Source organism: Streptomyces sp. NPDC006384, from assembly GCF_042870695.1.
In the GTDB taxonomy this organism is placed as follows: domain Bacteria; phylum Actinomycetota; class Actinomycetes; order Streptomycetales; family Streptomycetaceae; genus Streptomyces.
This window is the reverse complement of the sequence record NZ_JBIAHR010000007.1, coordinates 54,510-70,831: the sequence shown is the minus strand read 5'-3', so window position 1 is coordinate 70,831 and position 16,322 is coordinate 54,510. Positions and strand designations below refer to the sequence as shown.

The 16,322-nt window shown below is 71.3% G+C and carries 12 protein-coding genes; 2 read left to right on the top strand and 10 right to left on the bottom strand.

What is annotated here, in order from left to right; genetic code table 11:
* Nucleotides 1-8 precede the first annotated feature (8 nt).
* From ACFYOJ_RS11160 to ACFYOJ_RS11150, 3 genes are all read right to left on the bottom strand, one after another.
* Nucleotides 9-875: a hypothetical protein gene (locus ACFYOJ_RS11160; RefSeq protein ID WP_356551636.1), complete on the bottom strand. Its 867-nt coding sequence runs from the start codon at nucleotides 873-875 to the stop codon at nucleotides 9-11.
* Between the two features lie 95 nt (nucleotides 876-970).
* On the bottom strand, nucleotides 971-2,791 hold the full coding sequence (locus ACFYOJ_RS11155) for a stealth family protein (RefSeq protein ID WP_356551900.1): 1,821 nt from the start codon (nucleotides 2,789-2,791) through the stop codon (nucleotides 971-973).
* 293 nt (nucleotides 2,792-3,084) lie between these two features.
* Complete coding sequence (locus tag ACFYOJ_RS11150; protein WP_356551899.1) at nucleotides 3,085-4,200, bottom strand: hypothetical protein; 1,116 nt, start codon at nucleotides 4,198-4,200, stop codon at nucleotides 3,085-3,087.
* 315 nt (nucleotides 4,201-4,515) lie between these two features.
* On the opposite strand from ACFYOJ_RS11150, the gene ACFYOJ_RS11145 reads away from it, so the two are divergent.
* The gene (locus tag ACFYOJ_RS11145; protein ID WP_356551635.1) at nucleotides 4,516-5,598 is read left to right on the top strand and encodes an LCP family protein; all 1,083 of its coding nucleotides are present in this window, start codon (nucleotides 4,516-4,518) and stop codon (nucleotides 5,596-5,598) included.
* Between the two features lie 189 nt (nucleotides 5,599-5,787).
* On the opposite strand, the gene ACFYOJ_RS11140 is transcribed toward ACFYOJ_RS11145, so the two are convergent.
* Nucleotides 5,788-6,804, bottom strand: a complete 1,017-nt coding sequence (locus ACFYOJ_RS11140; RefSeq protein ID WP_356551634.1) for a hypothetical protein — start codon at nucleotides 6,802-6,804, stop codon at nucleotides 5,788-5,790.
* Between the two features lie 86 nt (nucleotides 6,805-6,890).
* On the opposite strand from ACFYOJ_RS11140, the gene ACFYOJ_RS11135 reads away from it, so the two are divergent.
* A complete protein-coding gene (locus ACFYOJ_RS11135; RefSeq protein ID WP_388596726.1) occupies nucleotides 6,891-7,301 on the top strand; it encodes an NTP pyrophosphohydrolase in 411 nt (136 codons plus the stop codon).
* Nucleotides 7,302-7,491: 190 nt separating this feature from the next.
* On the opposite strand, the gene ACFYOJ_RS11130 is transcribed toward ACFYOJ_RS11135, so the two are convergent.
* From ACFYOJ_RS11130 to ACFYOJ_RS11105, 6 genes are all read right to left on the bottom strand, one after another.
* The gene (locus ACFYOJ_RS11130; protein WP_356551632.1) at nucleotides 7,492-9,015 is read right to left on the bottom strand and encodes an amino acid permease; all 1,524 of its coding nucleotides are present in this window, start codon (nucleotides 9,013-9,015) and stop codon (nucleotides 7,492-7,494) included.
* 136 nt (nucleotides 9,016-9,151) lie between these two features.
* Nucleotides 9,152-11,083 (bottom strand): 1-deoxy-D-xylulose-5-phosphate synthase, encoded by a 1,932-nt coding sequence (gene dxs, locus ACFYOJ_RS11125; protein WP_356551630.1) that lies wholly within the window; start codon nucleotides 11,081-11,083, stop codon nucleotides 9,152-9,154.
* A gap of 204 nt (nucleotides 11,084-11,287) precedes the next feature.
* The gene (locus ACFYOJ_RS11120; protein ID WP_356551628.1) at nucleotides 11,288-12,592 is read right to left on the bottom strand and encodes a sugar ABC transporter permease; all 1,305 of its coding nucleotides are present in this window, start codon (nucleotides 12,590-12,592) and stop codon (nucleotides 11,288-11,290) included.
* Complete coding sequence (locus ACFYOJ_RS11115) at nucleotides 12,589-13,380, bottom strand: ATP-binding cassette domain-containing protein (RefSeq protein WP_356551626.1); 792 nt, start codon at nucleotides 13,378-13,380, stop codon at nucleotides 12,589-12,591. Before ACFYOJ_RS11115 ends, ACFYOJ_RS11120 begins: the two co-directional genes overlap by 4 nt.
* Nucleotides 13,381-13,540: 160 nt before the next feature.
* Nucleotides 13,541-14,644: a sugar ABC transporter substrate-binding protein gene (locus ACFYOJ_RS11110; RefSeq protein ID WP_356551895.1), complete on the bottom strand. Its 1,104-nt coding sequence runs from the start codon at nucleotides 14,642-14,644 to the stop codon at nucleotides 13,541-13,543.
* Between the two features lie 133 nt (nucleotides 14,645-14,777).
* Nucleotides 14,778-15,989, bottom strand: a complete 1,212-nt coding sequence (locus tag ACFYOJ_RS11105; protein WP_356551624.1) for an ROK family transcriptional regulator — start codon at nucleotides 15,987-15,989, stop codon at nucleotides 14,778-14,780.
* Nucleotides 15,990-16,322: the final 333 nt, after the last annotated feature.

Below are 16,322 nucleotides of genomic sequence, written 5' to 3'. Positions count from 1 at the left end.
CGGTCGGTTCAGCCTGCCTCGGGCATGCGCGTGCAGGTGACCCGGAGATTTCCTGCGGGGGTGTAGCGCGGTTGGACGATCATGGGGGGAAGGCCCTGCGGGGTGATCGCAAGGCTGCGCATGGCGAAGACGCGCAGGGGGTTGCGTACGTCGTGCAGCCGGCGTCCCGGGCGCAGCGACCGCCCGGTGCGGTCGTGCAGGACGACGTCCCAGTGCTCGGGCCGGCTGCCGCGCGGGGGCATCCGGTCCAGTGGTACCTCCACCCGGAAAACGTCCTCCGTCAGCGCGGTGACGGGCTGTTCTATCCGGCGTCCGGAGGCGACGAACTCGGCCCACGGCTCCTCGACCCGGACGCCCAGGAGCCGGACGTCGACGGTGACACCGGCGTGCGTCAGATGGACCTTGGTCACCTCGACGGAGGGACGGGCGCCGGTGCTGATGACGCGCGCGCTGCCCCGGAAGGAGCGGCCGATCCGGTGGCGTTCGCCGGTCACCGGCGAGATGGTCATGGGCTTGGTCGGCCCCTCGTACGGCACCGGCGGCTGGAGCAGCAGGAAGGAGAGGACGCGCGAGCGGCGCCCCGACCCCAGGCGCAGGCGCAGCCGCCAGCGCCCGCTGTCCACGGGTACGCCACCGATGTCCGCGCCGAGCAGGACGGCGGCATCGACGAGGAGTTCACCGTCGGGGCCTTCGTAGACGTGGGCCTCGGCCGTGAAGTGCCGGCGTCCGCGGCGCAGCACCACCTCGGCCCGCTCGGGCAGCCGCGCGGAAGCCGGCAGCCTGCCGTGCAGGTTGACGGTCTGGCCGTCGAGGATGGCGGCGTAGCGGAGCTGAACGGTGCGGTCCTTGCGCAGGGGGAGGAAGAAGCGCTGCATGAGGCGGTTGCGCAGCCCTGCGGCGCGGGCACGCGGCCCGGAGCGTCGTCGGCCGGTCCCGCCACCTGCCGTGACGGAACTCCTGGTTCTGGGGCTCATATGCCGGCGTACCCCAGTTCGGCCTGGCGATCGGCCGGCTCGGCGGGCCGGCGCGGCGCGACGATACCGGAAGCGGTCTCGAAGGGACTGGGCACCGGAAGGTAGGCCTCCAGGAAGTCGGCGACCATCCGGGCCTGGGCCGCCGGGTCGGCGGCGGTGACGGTGTCGTTCATGCAGAAGGTGTCGAAGTTGCGCCGGGCCAGGAGGTTGTTCAGCCGGCGCTGCGCCAGGTCGTCGGCGAGGTCGATGTAGACGTAGCGGATGTCGCCGGCCGTCGCGCGGGCGGACTGGTAGGCGTAGTAGTGGTGCAGCGAGGAGGTGATGGGTACGTCGTTGGGCGACCGGAACCTGGAGTGCTGGGTCACCCAGTGCGCCTTCGCGTAGACCTGTTCGATCTCCGCGAGCACACTGCGCCGCAGGGCGTGCGGGGTGTGCTTCATCTTCTGGGAGATGACGGTGCCGAACTGCTGCGCGATCAGGCCGCGGCTGTTCTTGCCGGCCGCGTTGACGGGCAGGTCCTCGGTGCTCGCCCGGCCCGACGGGATCAGCGCCTTGGACTGGAAGAACTTGGTCAGTCCGTTGGCGTGGAAGAACAGCCCCGGCTGCACGGGACGGCCGAAGAAGACGTCGTCGTTCAGGTAGAGGAAGTGTTCCGCGAGTTCGGGGATGTGGTGCAGCTGACTCTCGATCGCGTGGGAGTTGAACGTCGGCAGCGCGCCGGGGTCGGAGAAGATCTCGCGGTGGTCGACCACCCGGAGGCCGGGGAAGTCGGTGTTGAGCCAGGACGGCACCTGACCGGCGGTGACGAGGAAGATGTTGCGCACCCACGGGGCGTACTGGTGGATCGAGCGCAGCGAGTACCGCAGCTCGTCACGACTGGTGTAGCGGGCGTCGTTGGCCGCCTGTTCGTGCAGGCCGCCGCCCGGTGCGCCGGTGAGCCGGCCGCGTACGGCGTCCTTGCTCGCCCGCCACACCGGATCGGAGTCGTCCACCCAGGTGTAGACGACGTCGATCGGGAAGAGGTGGTCGTCGGGCAGTGCGGCGGCGAACTCCGGAAGAGTGCGGGTGCGACCGGTGGTGTAGGCGGCCGGCACGGGACTGAACCGGCTCTGCTCGGCCCAGCAGCGGCCCGCGTCCACCGGGATCTCGGTCACGACCTTGTTCGGCCGGGGCGCGGCCAGGCGGCCGTCCCGCTCAGCCCAGAACTCGATGTCGCAGCCGTACTCGGGGCCGAAGACCAGGTTCCCGGTGGGGTCGCACACGACCCAGGTCACCCTCAGCACCCGCTCGCCGCGCAGGGCGCGCCATGCAGCGGGGGCGGCGCCGGGACGCACCTGTCCCCGGGCGTCGGCCCCGAGGTAACCGGGGGTGTGGGCGCAGGCGAGCTGCAGCAGCTCCTCGACGTCGGAGCGCCACCCTTCGGGGACGGCCACGCACGGCACCGGGGACCCGGTGCCGCGGACGCAGAAGTGGTCGATCCCCGCCTCCTCCAGCAGGGAGACGAGTATGTGGAGGTTGCGGGCGCGCGCGGCCCAGGCGGTGGCTCCGGGCACCTCGACGGCGCGCAGATGCCTGCCGGCCACGCGGACGACCCGCACCGGCAGGTCGGACGTGTGCTTGCCCGGCTTCCGGTGCCCGCCCAGGGCCCGGACGACCATCGCGGACCGCACGGCGTCGGCGGAGGCGAGTGAGCGCTTCACCGAGGTGCGCAGGACTCCCGGAACCCGCCGCACGATCCTGCGCCGCGCCCCCGCCGGCACCAAAGATCGATATGTCGATACGAGCGCGCTCGCCTCGGGATTGTTGAGGCTCACCAGACTTCCGCACCATCCGCATCAAGGCCGGAGCGACGGCTCCGGCAACTGAAAATCCCCACCCTGGTCGGCACACACACCCCCATGCGCAGCCGTTCCGGAACCGGCCCGCGCCACCCTCCCCCTTCACCTGAACCACAGTCGAGATTCATCTGGCGCTCACCGACCAGACAGAATGTTTACATCACAACCTCTAAGTGTCCAGAAGTAAGCGGTTTTCGGAAAACGTCTGTCATACATGCCACATCCGGGCAACCATTCCGGGAACCGCGCGATCCGCGTGCGCGACCGCTCCGTCAGACCCACGTCCAGTCCGCGAAGACCAGTCCCGGCCCGGGCTCCTGCCGCGCCACGCGCAGCGACCCGTCGGACGCCAACGCGGCCAGCACCACCCGGCCCCTCGCGTCCAGCGCCAGGGCCGGGTCGCCCGCGCACGGCTGCCCGGTGTCCGCCCACCACAGGCCGGACGACTCCCCCTCGGTACCGCAGACACCGACCAGCACGTTTCCGGCCGCACCGCGGTGCGCGATCACCGTGCAGTCGTACCCGTCGAGGGCTGCGCGCAGTACCGCGTTGGCCCCGTCCCCGGGCGCGCCGCCCAGCGGGACGGACCAGCCGCCGAGCCGCCGGCACACCAGGCCCGCGCCGGCCGCGTCCGTCCAGAACCAGGTGAGCCGGCCGGGAGCGGTCTCCAGTGCGGCGACCGACCCGGGCAGCGGGCCCGGCCGCACGTCGTGGGAGCGCTGCGGAACGGCGCCCGGCTCCGACTGGACCCAGTGCAGCGCCGCGCCGCCGGCCGGGGCGAAGACCTCGACCCGCCCCGTGGAGGCGGCGGCGGTGGCGAGGCCGTCCAGGAGGCCGGACCCCCTCAGGTCGGCCCAGGGTTCCCACCTGCCGCTTCTGTCCTCGCGGCGCATCATCAGCCCGCCGCCCGCGTTGCGCGCGAAGACGTGGACGGTCCCCGTCACGTCGACCGCGGCCCTCGGCGCTCCGAGACGCACCGCCCGGTCCGGCTCCCGGTGCGGATTTCCCAGGGAACGCCATTCCGTGACCGGCCGCCCGGTCTGGTACTGGATCGCGTGCACGACGTCGACCTCGACGGCTCCGCCGTCACGCCGCCGTTCACGACGCCCGAGGAAGTGCACGTAGGAGTCGGCGCCCTGAGCCACACTCAAGTGGGTCAGGTCCGGCACGGGGAAGAAATCGGGACCGGACCAGCCGGGACCGCCCGGCCTGGTCTCGGTCCAGCGCAAGAGGCCGCCGTCGCCGGGGAGGTACGCGGTGAGCCGGCCGTCCTTGCCGCGCACCAGCCAGGAACCCGCGGCGGTACCGCTCGCCGACGGCCGCGGCCCGGCGGGGACGGCCTCACCGGAACGGCGGCGCCGCAGGGCACGTGCGGACCGGTCCCGCATCACCATGACGGACTCCCTGGAGAACTCACCCGATCTGGACGCGGGACTGAAATCATCACATGATATGCACACTGCATACACTCCCCGTGCCCCCAGGGGTCGGTACGCCGACACCGCATGCACGCAACGCCTCTCCCTCACACCGTGTCACCAGAACTTCCTCTGGCCACTGTTGTGAGGTGAGTCACTGTCGTACAACGCCCGAAGCCGGTCGCCGGTCTCCCCGATCACCCGAACACGCCACGGCCTCGGCACAGGGGCCGACCGTACGCAGCACGAGCAGACCTGGCAAGAAAAGACGAGGACACCGCCCCGATGACGACCCCAGTCGACGCCCGCCCGAGCAGATCGCACCGATCCCGCCGGCGGGAGGCACCCCGCCGACGGCGGCGCACCGGCCGGTGGATCCTGCTCTCGCTGACCGTGCTCGTCGCCGCCGGAGCCGGTACCGCCTACTGGCTCTACTCCGACCTCAACGGCAACATCAAGGGCGTCGACATCAACGACGCCATCGGAAAGGACCGGCCGGAGAAGCTGCCCACCTCCGGGCAGAACATCCTGATCCTCGGCTCCGACTCGCGCGCGGGCGACAACGCCGAGCTGAAGACCGGCCAGGTCTCCGGAGCCCGGTCCGACACCGCGCTGGTGATGCACATCCCCGAGGGCCGCACCGAGGCCGTCGCCGTCAGCATCCCGCGCGACACCCTGGTGACGCGTCCCGAGTGCACCAAGGCGGACGGCTCCGAGCTGGCTTCGGCCGAGCGCGTGATGTTCAACTCCGTCTACTCGCAAGCCGGACCGGCCTGCGTGGTCAAGACGGTGGAGAAGATGTCCGGGGTCCGCATGGACCACTACGTCGAGATCGACTTCGCCGGCTTCAAGGACCTGGTGGACGCGATAGGCGGGGTCACCATCACCCTCGACCAGGCCATCAAGGACCCCTCGAGCGGGCTCGACCTGACCGCCGGCACGCACCGGCTGAACGGGACGGAGTCCCTCCAGTTCGTCCGGACCCGCCACGGCGTCGGCGACGGCAGCGACCTCGGACGCATCGGCCTGCAGCAGGAGTTCATGATGGCCCTGCTGAGCGAGGTCAAGAAGCAGGACCTGCTGGGCAGCCCGGCCAAGTCGTACAAGATCGCCGACACGCTCACCGCGGCCCTCACCACCGACTCCGAGCTGGCCTCGCTCACCGCCCTCGCGGACTTCGGCCGCAGCCTGAACGGCGTCGACCCGGCCTCCATGGAGACGATCATGCTGCCGGTGGCGTACGACAAGATCGACAAGAACCGGGTCGTGGCCGCGGAGCCGCAGGCGTCGACCCTGTGGAAGGCGATCCGCAGCGACCAGGAGATCCCGGAGTCGGCCAAGAAGTCCCCTGCGGGCGGCGGCTCCTGACTCGCCGCGGGGTGCGGGGCCTGACTCACCGTGGGGAGCGCGGCCTGACGCGCCGTGAGGACACAGGACCTGACAGGACCTGAGAGTGCCGGGAACTGACAGGCTCTGCGGAACTCCCGCACCACGGCCCGGCGAGTCGAGCCGCGCGGACCACGTGCCGAGTGCCTCCGGGCCGCGCCGCGGGATCCCTCACACCTCCTGCCACGCCCCCAGCGCCAGACCTGCCTCCTCCGTCTGCCGCGCCAGCAGCAGTTGTCCGGTCGACGGGGACAGGCTCGCCGCGACCACCCGGCCCCCGGCGTCCGGGGCGAGGGAGATCTCGGCGTCGGCGGGCAGCTGCGGCCCGGACTCGGTCCACCAGGCGCCCGCCGTCTCCTGCTCGGCGGGATACGCCGCGAAGGCGGCCCGGCCGGAGGACGAGCGCTGGGCCAGCAGCGTGCAGTCCCGGCCGTCGAGTTCGCAGCGGACGGCCGCGACCGGGCCGGGGCCCGCCGCGGGGAGCAGGGGCACCGGGTCGGCGCCGGGGCGCCAGGCGCACAGCGTGCCGGACGTGTCGGTGAAGAAGAGCGTGGTGTTCTCGTCGGAGGTGGCCAGGGCGCGCAGGGTGCCCGGGCGGACCTCGGTGTCCGCCGTGTCCGCCATCCGGGGATCGGCCCCGGGTTCGTCCTGGCGCCAGTACATGATCCTTCCGGGGCGGGACGCGTACGCCTCGATGTGGCCGGCCCTGCCCGCCACCGCGACGGGCGAGTCCTGGATCTGGGCGCCCTTGAGGTCGCGCCACGGGCCCCAGCCGCCCTTCTGCTTCTGGGCCCGCATGCTGAGTCCGCCACCGCCGTTGCGCACGAAGACATGCGCGCGGCCCTGGCCGTCGACCGCGACGGCGGGCTTGCCGGTGCGGTCCCCCTTGCCGTTCGGGTGGCCGACGGGCTCCCAGTCCAGGGCGGCCAGCAACGGCCGGAAATGGGTGGAGTGCACCAGTCCGGACTCGCCGGGCGTCGTGGGCCGCCAGGCGACCAGGTGCGCGTAGGAGTCGCTCCCCTGACCGACCGCCAGGCCCGGGTGCAGCCGCTGCTCCCCGCCCGTCCTGCGCGGGACGTCCCAGGCCCCGCCGGGCACCTGCTCCGCACGGCACAGGACAGCGTCCTGGGCGGCCAGGTAGACACTGAGCCGGCCGTCCCTGCCACGTATGAGCCACTCGCCATTCACCTGATCATTTTATGACGTGGTCCGCCGGGCCGCTCCGGCCGGGTGGGGCCGCGTGCGACCCTGGCCCCATGAACGACCCCGGCTCCATGAACGGCCCCGGCCACCTGGACGACCCCAGCCCCCTGGACGGCAGCGCACCCCTCCTCGTGATCGTCGACGGTGCGAACGTCGTGGGGTCCGTGCCCGACGGATGGTGGCGGGACCGGCGGGGTGCCGCGGAGCGGTTGCGCGACCGGCTGGCGGCGGACGGCGTGCCGGGGAGAGCCGGGCCGGTGGAGATCGTGCTCGTGGTCGAGGGCGCGGCCCGCGGGGTGGACTCCGTGCCCGGTGTACGGGTGGAGACCGCGCCGGGCAGCGGGGACGACCACATCGTGGAGCTGGTCGCCGGGGCCGGTGGCCGTCCCGTCCTGGTGGTGACGGCGGACCGCGAGCTGCGCCGCCGGGTGACGGAGCGGGGAGCGGAGGTGGCGGGCCCCCGGTCGGTCAGGCCGGTCTGAGGGGCGCGGCAGGCGGCCCCGTCCCGGCGGCCCCGTTCCTGGTCCGGCCCCGCTGCAGCGCGGTGCCCCGGCATACGGCCGGGCCGGGCACGGCGTCACGCGGGGCGGAGGCGGCGGGACCGTACGCCGCCCGGCCCCGCGGCCCCCGGCGAAGGGGGCGTACGGGGCCGGGCGGCGCGCGTGGCGCCTGCTACGGGGTGTCGCCGCCGGTCGGCCCGGCCGGGGTGCCGGCGGGAGCCTCCTTGCCCCGGGCCAGGCCGCTGTGGGAGCGGCCGTAGAGGAAGTAGAGGGCGAAGCCGATCGCCATCCAGATGCCGAACCGGACCCAGGTCTCGGCCGGCAGGTTCAGCATCAGCCACAGCGAGGCGGCCACCGACACGATCGGCAGCAGCGGGACCAGCGGGGTGCGGAACGCGCGCGGCAGGTCGGGGCGGGTGCGGCGCAGGATGATCACGCTGATCGCGACGACGACGAAGGCGAACAGGGTGCCGATGTTCACCAGCTCGGCCAGCTCGCTCAGGCTGGTGAAGCCCGCGACGATCGCGATGATCACGCCGAGCAGGATCGTCGGCCGGTACGGGGTGCGGTACTTGGGGTGGACGTGGGAGAAGAAGCGGGGCAGCAGCCCGTCGCGGCTCATGGCGAAGAACACCCGGGTCTGCCCGAGCAGCAGGATCATGCAGACCGTGGTCAGGCCGACGGCGGCGCCGAAGCTGATCACGCCGGCGAAGAAGGGGTGCCCGGTGGATTTGAACGCGTCGGCGAGCGGGGCGTCGACGGACAGCTTCGTGTAGTGCTGCATGCCGGTGACGACGACCGACACGGCGACGTACAGGGCGGTGCAGATGAGCAGGGAGCCGAGGATGCCGCGGGGCATGTCGCGCTGCGGGTTCCTGGTCTCCTCGGCGGCCGTGGCGACGATGTCGAAGCCGATGAAGGCGAAGAAGACGACCGACGCGGCGGTGAAGATGCCCATCACGCCGAAGTTTGACGGGGCCCATCCGAACAGCAGCTGGATCAGTGGTGAGTGCAGACCGCCCCCGGCCTCCACCGGCTGGGCCTTCGGCACGAACGGGTCGTAGTTGGATCCCTTGACGAAAAAGGCGCCCACGATGATCACGATGAGGACGACGGTCACCTTGACGGCGACGACGAGGGTGGTGATGCGGGCCGACAGCTTCATGCCGAGGACGAGGATGCCGGTGAGCACCAGCACCAGGGCGGCGGCGAGGATGTCGAAGCCGAAGCCGTCGGCCCCGTCCCGGCCGCCGAGGGCCTCGGGGAAGTTCCAGCCGGCGTTCTCCATGAACGAACGGATGTAGCCCGACCAGCCGACGGCGACCACCGCCGTGCCGAGCGCGAACTCCAGGACCAGGTCCCAGCCGATGATCCAGGCGGGCAGTTCACCGAGGGAGGCGTAGGAGAAGGTGTACGCGGAGCCGGCCACCGGCACGGTGGAGGCGAACTCCGCATAGCAGAGCGCGGCGAGCGCGCACACGACGCCGGCGACGACGAAGGCCAGGGCCACGGAGGGCCCGGCGTTGTTCTTGGCGACCGTGCCGGTCAGCACGAAGATGCCGGTGCCGATGATGACACCGACGCCGAAGACCGTCAGGTCCAGCGCGGACAGGGATTTCTTGAGCGCGTGCTCCGGTTCCTCCGTGTCCTGGATGGACTGCTCGATGTTCTTTGTCCTGAAGATACTGCTGCTCACGGGTACCTCCGACGCTTGTCGGCCTCGACATGATCGTGAGGGGGCGTAGTGCGTATGCCCGGGCGTGAGCGGATTCACGCGGATGGGCAGGTTTCGCCACTGCAACGAGTGGAGAACCTGCCCATCCGGCCCTGCGTCAGTCGCGCGCGGCCTCCACCGGGTCCACGTCGGAGCCCGTGCGCTCGTAGCGGCCGTCGAGCTTGGCGACCAGGCCGGTGACCTGGCGGGCGATGTCCGGCGCGGTGAGTCCGATCTCGGCGAGCACCTCGGCGCGGGAGGCGTGGTCGAGGAAGCGCGGCGGGATGCCGAAGTCGCGCAGCGGTACGTCGACGCCCGCGTCGCGCAGGGCCTGGGCGACGGCGGAGCCGACGCCGCCGACGCGGGAGTTGTCCTCGACGGTGACGACCACGCGGTGGCGCTCGGCGAGCGGGGCCATGGCCTCGTCGACGGGCTTGACCCAGCGCGGGTCGACGACGGTGGTGGTGATGCCCTGCCGGGTCAGCAGGTCGGCGACCTCCAGGCACATCGGGGCGAGGGCGCCGACGGAGACCAGCAGGACGTCGGGGGTCTCGGTGCCGGGGGCGCGCAGCACGTCCATGCCGCCGACGCGGCCGACGGCCGGTACGGCGGGGCCGACGGCGCCCTTGGAGAAGCGGACCACGGTCGGCGCGTCGTCCACCTCGACGGCCTCGCGCAGCTGGGCGCGGACCTGGTCGGCGTCGCGCGGGGCGGCGAGCCGCAGGCCGGGGACGACCTGGAGGATCGACATGTCCCACATGCCGTTGTGGGAGGCGCCGTCGGTGCCGGTGACGCCGGCGCGGTCCAGCACGAAGGTCACGCCGCACTTGTGCAGGGCCACGTCCATCAGGACCTGGTCGAAGGCGCGGTTGAGGAAGGTGGCGTACACGGCGAAGACCGGGTGGACGCCGCCGTGGGCGAGGCCTGCGGCGGAGACGGCGCCGTGCTGCTCGGCGATGCCGACGTCGTAGACGCGGTCCGGGAAGGCCTTGGCGAACTTGTCGAGGCCGACCGGCTGGAGCATGGCCGCGGTGATGGCGACGATGTCCTCGCGCTCCTCGCCGAGCTTGACCATCTCGTCGCCGAAGACGGACGTCCAGTCGGCACCGGAGGTGGAGATGGGCAGGCCGGTGTCGGGGTGGATCTTGCCGACGGCGTGGAAGCGGTCGGCCTCGTCGGCGAGGGCGGGCTGGTAGCCGCGGCCCTTCTCGGTGAGGCAGTGCACGATGACCGGACCGCCGAAGCGCTTGGCACGGGTGAGAGCGGACTCCAGGGCCTCGATGTCGTGGCCGTCGATGGGACCGACGTACTTGAGGCCGAGGTCCTCGAACATGCCCTGCGGGGCGATGAAGTCCTTCAGGCCCTTCTTGGCGCCGTGCAGGGTGTCGTAGAGCGGGCGGCCGACGACCGGGGTGCGCTCCAGGACCTCCTTGGTGCGGGCCAGGAAACGCTCGTAGCCGTCGGTGGTGCGCAGGGTCGCCAGGTGGTTGGCGAGGCCGCCGATGGTGGGAGCGTAGGAGCGCTCGTTGTCGTTGACGACGATGACGAGGGGGCGGTCCTTGGCGGCGGCGATGTTGTTCAGCGCCTCCCAGGCCATGCCGCCGGTCAGCGCGCCGTCGCCGATGACCGCGACGACGTGCCGGTCGTCGCGGCCGAGGACCTGGTTGGCCTTGGCGATGCCGTCGGCCCAGCCGAGGACGGTGGAGGCGTGGCTGTTCTCGATGACGTCGTGCTCGGACTCGGCCTGCGAGGGGTAGCCGGACAGGCCGCCCTTCATCTTCAGCCGGGAGAAGTCCTGGCGTCCGGTGAGCAGCTTGTGCACGTAGGACTGGTGGCCGGTGTCCCACAGGACCTTGTCGGTCGGGGAGTCGAAGACGCGGTGCAGGGCGAGGGTCAGTTCCACCACGCCGAGGTTGGGGCCGAGGTGGCCGCCGGTCTTGGAGACCGCGTCGACGAGGAAGGTCCGGATCTCCTCTGCCAGCCGGTCCAGCTCTTCCAGGCTGAGCCGGTCCAGATCGCGCGGTCCCGTGATGCGGGTCAGCAGCGGCACCCGTGCCTCCTTGCAGTAGAGCTGTTGCCGGGCTCGTCGAGTCTAATGTTCCGCTCCGGCGGAACGTGTCCGGGTTGTGCGTCGTGCGTCACGCGTTCGGCCGTACCCGGCATCGGCGTGTTCTACCCCACGCAGCGGTCCGCCCGCCCCGCCCATGGCTCGGATGGGCGGGGCGGGCGGACCGTCGTCGGCCGTCGGTGCGCGCTAGGCGCGGCCGGCCGTCTTCTGTGTCCTGCGGGTGACCGCGTCGATGACGACGGTCGCCAGCAGGACGCCACCGGTGATCATGTACTGGACCGGCGAGGCGATGCCCTGCAGGGCGAGGCCGTACTGGATCGAGATGATGACCATGACGCCGAGCAGCGCGTCCCAGGTGCGGCCGCGGCCGCCGAAGAGGGACGTGCCGCCGATCACGGCGGCGGCGATGACGTTCATCAGGAACTCACCGGTGCCCGCGCCCTGGTTGGCGGAGGCGATCTTCGAGGCGACGAAGAGACCGCCGATCGCCGCGAAGGTGCCGGCGATCGCGAAGACCGAGATGCGGACCAGGTCCACGTTGATACCGGCCCGGCGGGACGCCTCGACGCTGCCGCCGAGCGCGTAGACCTTGCGGCCGTAGGCGGTGCGGCGCAGCACGAAGTCGGTGAGCGCCAGGAACGCCAGGAAGATCACCACGGCCAGGGGCAGGCCCTTGTACTGGTTGAAGACGATCGCCACGGCGAAGGCCAGCACGGCGAGCAGCACCGTGCGCACGATGATCTCGTTCAGCGGCCGGGACGGCACCCCGGCGGCCGCACGGCGGCGGTTGTCGAAGAACGCGGTGAGGAAGTATCCCGCGGTCACGACGACCGCCAGGCCGTAGGCGGCGGCCACGTCGCTGAAGTAGTAGCTGGTCAGCTTGGCGACCACGCCGTCGGCGGGCAGGTTGATGGTGCCGTTGCTGCCGAGGATCTGCAGCATGAAGCCCTGCCAGAACAGCAGGCCGGCCAGGGTCACGGCGAAGGCCGGGACACCGATCTTCGCGAAGACGAAGCCGTGGAGGGCGCCGGCCACGGTGCCGGTGAGGACGGCCAGCACCAGGGCGAGTATCTCGTTCATCCCGTGCGTGACGCTGAGCACCGCGAAGGCGGCGCCCGCGACACCGCTGACCGAGCCGACCGACAGGTCGATCTCGCCGAGCAGCAGCACGAAGACGATGCCGACGGCGATCATGCCGGTGCCGACCATGGCGACCGACATGTCGGAGAAGTTGCCGGCGGTGAGGAAGTTGGAGTTCAGGCTGGTGAAGATGGCCCAGATGATCAGCAGGCCGACGACGACCGGGAGGGAGCCGAGGTCGCCCGCCTTCATCTTCCGCTTGAACTCGCCGACGTAGCCCGCGAGTCCCTGCTCGCGCACCAGCAGGCGCGGGTCCACGGTGGGGACCGCGGCGGCCGCGGCCTCCGGGTTCCCGGCCGCGTTCCCGGCCGCGTCGTTCCCGGCGGGGGTGGAGGTCTTGTCGATGCTCACTTCTTCGTCTCCCCGTGGGTGCGCGCCGCACGACGGGTGACGGCGTTGTCCGTGGCGCCCGTGATGGCGGAGATGATCTCTTCCTGCGAGGTCGACTTGACCTCGAAGACGCCGTTGTTGCGGCCGAGGCGCAGGACGGCGACCTTGTCGGCGACCGCCTTGACGTCGGCCATGTTGTGGCTGATGAGGATGACGGCGTGACCGCGCTCGCGCAGCCGCTCCACGAGGTCGAGGACCTGCGCGGTCTGCTCGACGCCGAGGGCGGCGGTGGGCTCGTCGAGGATGACCAGCTTGGGGTCGCCGAGCATGGAGCGGGCGATCGCCACGACCTGGCGCTGACCGCCGGAGAGCGAGGCGATCGGGATGCGGACGCTGGGGATGCGGATGGACAGCGTGTCCAGCAGTTCGCGGGAGCGGCGCTCCATCTCCACCTCGTCCAGGACGCCGCGCTTGCGGATCTCCCGGCCGAGGTAGAGGTTGCCGACGACGTCGATGTTGTCGCACAGCGCGAGGTCCTGGTAGACCGTCGCGATGCCGAGGTTCTGGGCGTCGTTCGGCTTGTTGATGGTGACGGCCCTGCCGTCCCACTCGATGACGCCCTCGTCGATGGGGTGCACGCCGGCGATCGTCTTGACCAGCGTGGACTTTCCGGCACCGTTGTCGCCGACCAGGGCGACCACTTCACCGGCGTGGATCTCGAGCTCTACATCGGTGAGCGCCTGGACGGCACCGAATCGCTTGGAGACCCCGCGCAACGCCAGCACGGGCGTAGCGGACACGTGAACCATCTCCTTCGCCGCCTGACCCGGCGGGAGGTTGTGCAGAAGTTTGGGGGGTGTTCCGTCCGGCGCCCCGCGTGGCCTGCGGGGCTGATGGTGCGGTGCGCCGGAGGACGCTGCGTGCAGCCGGTCCCGTACGCGCGTGCGGCGGTACGGGAGCGGGGGCTGCCTACTTCAGGCCGGCCTTGTCGCAGGCGGCCTTGTACTTGCCGGCGCAGATCTCGTCGATCGTGTAGAAGCCTTCCTTCACGACCGTGTCCTTGATGTTGTCCTTGGTCAGCGAGACGACCGGGACGAGGACGGACGGGACGCCCTTGGTGGTCGCGCTGTCGACCTTGTCCTTGGCGATGGAGTCCAGGCTCTTGCCCTGGGCGAGGGCGACGGCCATCTCGGCGGCGACCGTGGCCTCCTGCGGGTAGGACTTGTAGACGCTCATGTACTGCTCGCCGGTGAGGATGCGCTGCACGCCCGCGAGTTCGGCGTCCTGGCCGGTGACCGGGATGTTGCCGATGCCGGCGGCCTTCAGGGCGGTGATGATGCCGCCCGCCATGCCGTCGTTGGCGGAGTAGACGCCGATGATCTTGTCCTTGCCGAGGGCGGAGATGGCGCCCTCCATGTTGGCGTTGGCGTTCTCCGGCTTCCACTCCTTGGTGTCGTACTCGCGGCCGATGTTCACCTTGCCGTCGAGGACGGAGTGGGCGCCCTCCTTGAACTGCTTGGCGTTCGGGTCGGTGGAGGAGCCGTTCATCATGACGATCTGGCCGTCCTTGGCCTTGTCGCCCAGCGCCTTCAGCAGGGCCTCGCCCTGGGTCTTGCCGACGGTCACGTTGTCGAACGAGGTGTAGGCGTCGATCGGGCCCTCGGCGAGGCGGTCGTAGGCGACGACCTTGATGCCCTGGTCCTTGGCCTTCTTGACCGAGCCGGCGATGGCCTTGGAGTCCACCGCGTCCAGGATCAGCACGTCGACCTTGTTGGTCACCATCGTGTCGACCTGCTGCGCCTGCAGGGTGGGGTCCTGCTTGGCGTTGGCGTAGACGACCTCGCCCTTGTTGTCCGTGAGCTCCTTGACCTTCTTCTCGATCAAGGGCTTGTCGAACTTCTCGTACCGCGCGTTCTGGTTCTCCGGAAGGAGCAGACCGATCTTGATCGCGTCGCCCTTCTCGGCGGCGGGCTCGGACGAGTCGGCCTTGTCGCCGGCCTCCTTGGCGCTGCCGCAAGCGGCGAGCGAGACGGCCATCGCGGTGGCGGCGACGGCGACGGCGGCACGACGCATACGCGTGTTCACTTCAGAAACCTCCCTGACGTGGCCGCGTCGTTGCGGCCGAGGTGGCTGGAAGTCAACTCGGCCACACGTGCGACGTCAAGAAGTAAATCCTTAACGAGATGGCAACGGTGCCATCCGTTCTCTAAGTGAAGGCAGGAGCGGCCATGGACAGAGACCCGTTCACACTTCCGTCCAAGAGTGTCGAATCGCCCATCTCGTTCAGGGCGAGGGCGAGCGCTCCGAGGACCTCCGCACGGCCTCCCAGGGCACCGGGGAGCACGGAGAGCTGACGCGCCGCGCTGGGGATGGCGTAGCGGCCGACGGACTCCCTTATGGGGCCGAGCACCAGCTCGCCCGCCTCGGCGAGATCGCCGCCGAGGACCACGCGGCTGGGGTTGAGCAGGTTGCAGAGGTGGGCGACGCCGCTGCCGATGTGGCGGCCGACGTCGGCGATCACCCGGCGGCAGCCCGGGTCTCCGTCCCGTGCCAGCCGTACGACACCCTCCATGGTCAGGTCGGTGCCGTGGCTCGGCTGGAGCAGCGGGAGCACGTAGCGGGCGGAGGCGAAGGTCTCCAGGCACCCGCGGTTGCCGCAGCGGCAGACGGGGCCGGCCTCGTCGAGGGTGATGTGTCCGATCTCACCCGCCGTACCGCCGGGTCCGCGGTAGATCCTGCCGCTGATCACCAGGCCGGCTCCGACACCGCTGGCGACCTTGATGTACGCCAGGTCGCGCACCCCCCGGCCGCTGCCCCAGACCAGCTCGCCGAGGGCGCCGAGGTTGGCGTCGTTGTCCACGTGCACGGGCACGCCGAGCCGCCCCCGCAGCTCCTCGGCGGGCCTGGTGCCGCCCCAGCCGGGCAGGATGGCGGTCGAGCCCAGCGTCCCGGACTCCACGTCGATCGGGCCCGGCACGCCGAGACCCACGCCGGCGATCTTGGAGCGGTCGACGCCGGTGGCCGCGATCAGCCGGTTGACCAGCTGTTCCGCCCGGTCGAAGCCCTGGGCCGAGGACGCGTCGACGTCGAGCGGCTCGGACTCCTCGGCCAGCACCTGGTGGGCGAGGTTCCCGACCGCGACGCGCAGGTGCGTGTGCCCGAAGTCGACGCCGATGACGATGCCGGCGTCCCCGCTCAGGGAGACGCTGCGCGCGCGGCGGCCGCCGGCCGAGGTGGGCGTGACCTCGACGGTCCCGCCCTCCTTCAGTTCCCGGACGATGTTGGAGACCGTCGCCGCCGACAGACCCGTCGTCCTCGCGATCTCCGCCTGCGTGAGCGACCCTGCGAGCCGTACCGCTCGTACGACCCTTTCCAGGTTGGCTCGGTGCAGCGACGACTGCGAACCCGGAGTCTCCATTGACTCTCACCCTCATCCCTGGCCCACGTCACCCTGGGGCGACCGGGCCTTGTACAAGTTATGAACTCCAAGCTCCGCTGAATCGCCCAGTGACGTCAAGACCTTGACAGAAATCGGTTCCAGGCCGTGTCCACGGCCGGCTACCGGCGGTACACCACAGGGGTGGGGGGGGGGGGGGGGGGGGGGGGGGGGGGGGGGGGCGCGGGCGCCGGGCGGGGGGGGGGGGGGGGGGGGGGGGGGGGGGGGGGGGGGGGGGGGCGGCCGCCGGGCGGGGGGGGGGGGGGCGGGGCGGGGGGGCGGCGGGGGGGGGGGGGGGGGGGGGGGGGGGCGCGG